The sequence below is a fragment of the Candidatus Protofrankia californiensis genome (assembly GCF_900634765.1).
Lineage (GTDB): Bacteria > Actinomycetota > Actinomycetes > Frankiales > Frankiaceae > Protofrankia > Protofrankia californiensis.
Map to the genome: position 1 here is coordinate 1 of NZ_CAAAFT010000189.1, position 4417 is coordinate 4417.

Consider the following 4417-nt stretch of genomic DNA (forward strand, 5'->3'; position numbering starts at 1 on the left):
GTAACCCCACCCGACGGTAACCCCACCCGACGGTAACCCCCGAATTATAACTTTCGGTATAATTCGGGGACCCCTGTCTCCGGGGTGGGCCGTGATCCGTGCTTCTCGGTTGATGATCGTTAATGGATCCCGGGGGGCGCTGTAGGCTTTTCGGCGACGTTCATACGCGCGGTGGTCCGCGCGATGGCACCGCGGACGTCCCGCCAGTGGGCCGAAGGCGACGCGATCATGTTTTCGCACCGCCGGAGGCCCGAGTCCTTCAGGTCGCTTGGATCACCGAGAGGGCACCGCGGGCGTCCCGCTGAGAGGGCACAGGAGCCAGATGCTGGACAGGCGGTTCATCCGGGAGAATCCCGATGTCGTGCGCGAGGCTGCTCGCGTCAAGGGGGTCGACCTCGACGTCGACGGCATTCTGGCTCTCGACCGTAGCGTGCGATCGTTGCAGCACGCCTTGGACACTGCCCAGCGTGAGCGCCGTGAGCTCGCCAGTGCTTTCAAAACCGCCGATCCGGCCGGCCGCGAGCGGCTACGGGAGCGTTCCGGCGCCCTCGACACCCAGTTGCGCGAAACCCGCGACGAGCTGGAGACCGCGGGTGAACGGCTGCGGGACCTGCTGCTGCGCACCCCCAACATCCCGTGGAGCGGCGCTCCGGTCGGAGCCGACGAGTCGGCGAACACCGTCATCCGGGTCTGGGGGGAGCGTCCGACCTTCGACTTCACCCCGATCGACCACGTCGAACTGGCCGAGAAGCGTGGCTGGGCGGAGTTCGAACGGGCCCGCAACGTCTCGGGGGAGCGCGCCTACGCGCTGGCCGGGCAGCTCGTGCTGCTGGAGCGGGCGGTCCATTCCTACGCGCTGGACCTGCTTGCGCACAGGGACTTCCGGCTGGTTTCGGTGCCGTCGCTGGTGAAACGGGAAGCGCTCGTCGGCACCGGTTTCCTCCCCGGGCACGGCGAGGAGATCTACGAGCTGCCCGCCGACGAGCTCTTTCTCGCCGGCACCGCCGAGGTCGCGCTGGTCGGCCTGCACGCCGGCGAGATGCTGTCTCTGCGTGACCTTCCGTTGCGCTACGCCGGGATCTCGCCGTGTTTCCGTCGTGAGGTCGGCAGCGCCGGGCGTGACGTGCGCGGGCTGCTGCGGGTCCACCAGTTCGAGAAGGTCGAGCAGTTCGTGATCTGCGAGGCCGACGAGGAGCAGTCGGCCCGCTGGCACGCCGAGCTGCTGGATACGGCCGAGACCGTCCTGCAGTCCCTGGGCCTTGCCTACGAGGTGGTGGAGTGCGCCACCGGTGACATGGGTCTGGGCAAGTTCCGGATGAACGACATCAACACCTGGTTCCCGTCGCTGGAGCGTTTCCGGGAGACCCACAGCTGTTCGACGCTGCACGACTGGCAGGCGCGGCGGGCGAACATCCGCTACAAGGATGCCGAGGGACGCGTCCGTTTCGCCCACACCCTGAACAACACGGCGGTGGCGACGCCGCGGCTGCTGGCGGCCATCCTGGAGAACTTCCAGACGGCGGATCACCACGTCCGCATCCCCAAGGTCCTGCGGCCCTACCTCGGCGACCGTGAGCTGATCTAGTAGCCGGCCAAAGGGCGCGCGATGATGGTTTTTTCGCGCGCCCGGCGGCCCCAGGAGAGGTCGGCATGGCCAAAGGGCGTGCGATGATGGCCGTTTTCGCGCGCCCCGCGGCCCGCCCGGAGAGGCCATGGCAGCCGGGCGCGTTCGCTTGGGAATGTCGCCGGGCACACCACTGGATGTGAACGGTGTGCGTGGGTGTGGACAGTTGCCTCCGACCGGCGCGGGCGTGGCCGGTGCTGCTCCTCCGGACGCTCCTTCTACGGTGCAGGACGCGCCGGGATGAACGGCAGTCCGGGTGGGTACCCTCCCGCGCGCAGCGCGCTGGGCCTGCGTTTTGCCCTCGCCCTGTTCGGTCTGCTGTTCTCCGTGGCCGTATGCGTATATTTCACGGTCCAGGATCAGCCGCTGCCCGCCGTTGTGCTCGGGGTGGTCGCCCTGACCGCCGTGATCGATCTGGTTGTGATCGTCCGGCGGGTCCGCCGCGAGCGACGATGGTAGCGACCCATCGCCCACAACACCCTCCGAGCTGTAGGTGGAAACCGCCGCCAGGACGACCGAAACCACCTACTCTTCCGGTGCGCGTAGGTGGAAAGGGTTGTCAGGACGACCGAAACCACCTACGTCTTCTTCTGAAGGAGGCGGGTTGTCTCTGCGTCGCCGTACGCTTCTGGTGACAGCGGCGAGCAGTATCCTCGCCGGCTGCGCCATTCCGCCACACATACCGATCGCCCGGTCTGGATCCGGGTCTGCTGGCATGCCAGGTTTACGGTCATCGCCGACCGGTCACCGTCTGCCGGCCGGTGCCGTGTCGTCAGCCACCAGCGAGCGACTGGCGAGCAATGTGTCGGTCGACCGGGCATCGGTGACTAACGAGGTGATCGCTCGCTACCGTGATGTCCGGGCCTCCGCCTGGGGCATCGATGTTCCCGGTGTCACGACGGTCCTGCCCACCACCGACAAGGTGATCGCGCTGACTTTCGACGCATGTGGTGGTCCGCACGGCAGCGGCTACGACCACGCGCTGGTGGCGTTTCTCCGTGAGCACGGGATATTGGCCACGCTGTTCCTCAACTCCCGCTGGATCGATGCCAACATCCGGGTCTTCCACGAGCTCACCGCCGACCCGTTGTTCGAAATAGCGAATCACGGAACATCCCACCGCCCGCTGTCGGTGTCCGGCCGGTCAGCCTATGGGATAGACGGTACGGGAAATGCCGCCGAGGCGTTCGACGAGGTTACCGGAAACCGGGACAAGCTCGCCGCGTTCCTCGGCCACCCGCCGCGGTTCTTCCGGGCAGGTACCGCTCACTGCGACGACGTCGCCGCCCGGATTGTCGTCGACCTCGGTGAGCGTGTCGTCAACTTCGACGTCAACGGTGACGCCGGAGCAACCTTCACTTCTGACCAGGTCGAGCGGGCCGTGCTCGGCGCGAGGCCCGGATCAATCGTCATCGCTCATATGAACCATCCCTCCGGCGGGACGGCCGAGGGGATGGCGGCTGCGCTACCTCGACTGATTGACATTGGCTTCCGCTTCGTCCGGCTTTCCGACTATATATGGTAAAAACTAATTGATAATGGCATATGGTATTGAAGCCATGGCTTTCTGATCGGAATTGCCGTGATGTCGACGGCCGATTCATCGTGAGTGGAGGAGATGAGTCGTCCCACGGACTGGGATGTGCTGGATCTGGATGGGATGGTAATCCGACTGATCGCACCGTCCGCATTGACAACTTTCCATGTGGTCATGTGGAACGTGCTGCCGGCGGCAAATCGGCGTCAGTCCGGTTTTCAGACCGGTTCGACTGTCTCACCGCGCGGGCGCGCGAGCTTTCAGCCACCGCGGCGCCGGGTCCCGCGCTGACCGCCTGGCTGCGGGAGCTCGTCGAGTTCACGGGCACCTACCGGGGGCTTACCGCCGTGCTCATGCTCAATGGCCCCGACGTGGTTCGCTGACACCCCGGCCGGGCCCGCCGGCCGGTGGACGCTCCCCGCCCCCACGGTGGCTGCGCTGAAATCGGGTTCGTTGGGTCGGTAATTGTCCTACAGACTAAGAACATTGGCGTGATCGGGATGGACTACTGGCTGGCCGTCCGGTGAATACGTCATCGACCCCGAGCGTGCAGTCAACACGGCGGCGCCCGCAACAGGCGCAGCGCCGTGCGATGCTGATAACGGGTGATCCGGTCGCGGGCGGAGGTGCTGTGTGACGACGGATGAGGGCCCCACCGTCGTGTGACGTTGAGTGAGTTGCGTCAGCGCCGCGCAGATGTGTATGCGATCGTGCAGCGCTACGGTGCCAGCAACATCCGCGTGTTCGGCTCTGTCGCGCGTGCCGACGCGGACGATGTCAGCGACCTCGACCTGCTGGTCGATCTCGCTTCGGGTCGGGGCTGTTCGATCTCGGTGGCTTCATCATCGGCATCAGCCACCACCCCGGCTACGCGTCCGCGTTCCCCAACTACAGTGGGTCGCCGAGCGGGCGCACCTTCCCCTCAGCCGCCGGATTCCACACGACCGAGTTCTTCTTCACCGACGACACAGGCACCTACTTTCTGCCCACCCGCGACGCGTCACCTGACGTCGCGATCGTCGACGGCCGAGTCGATCTCGACCACTGGCTCGGGGCCACCGTCGCTCGTTACCGACAGCTGTCACCCGAGTGGATCTATCTGCCCCGCGAGGAGCCCTACCTCGAAGGCCACAACACGTGGATCGCCAACCACCCCGGCTCACTGCTCGTGATCCCGGTCGCCGACCTCGCCCAACACCTGATCGCCAACCTCGCGTTTTTCCTGTCGCCCGCCGGAGCCGGGTTTGACCGGATTA

The 4417-nt window shown here is 66.0% G+C and carries 4 protein-coding genes and 1 pseudogene; all 5 read left to right on the forward strand.

Going from position 1 to position 4417, the window contains the following annotated elements:
• The first annotated feature begins 322 nt into the window (after positions 1-322).
• Positions 323-1585, forward strand: coding sequence for a serine--tRNA ligase (gene serS, locus DD1DGNOD_RS10485; RefSeq protein ID WP_131767563.1), 1263 nt, complete (start codon positions 323-325; stop codon positions 1583-1585).
• Between the two features lie 279 nt (positions 1586-1864).
• Positions 1865-2083, forward strand: coding sequence for a DUF6343 family protein (locus DD1DGNOD_RS10490; RefSeq protein WP_131767562.1), 219 nt, complete (start codon positions 1865-1867; stop codon positions 2081-2083).
• A 364-nt stretch (positions 2084-2447) separates the two neighbouring features.
• Positions 2448-3149, forward strand: coding sequence for a polysaccharide deacetylase family protein (locus DD1DGNOD_RS10495; protein ID WP_241251622.1), 702 nt, complete (start codon positions 2448-2450; stop codon positions 3147-3149).
• Between the two features lie 188 nt (positions 3150-3337).
• Positions 3338-3544: a hypothetical protein gene (locus DD1DGNOD_RS10500; protein WP_241251621.1), complete on the forward strand. Its 207-nt coding sequence runs from the start codon at positions 3338-3340 to the stop codon at positions 3542-3544.
• Positions 3545-3996: 452 nt separating this feature from the next.
• Positions 3997-4417: pseudogene (locus tag DD1DGNOD_RS30785) on the forward strand (hypothetical protein); the annotation flags it as partial.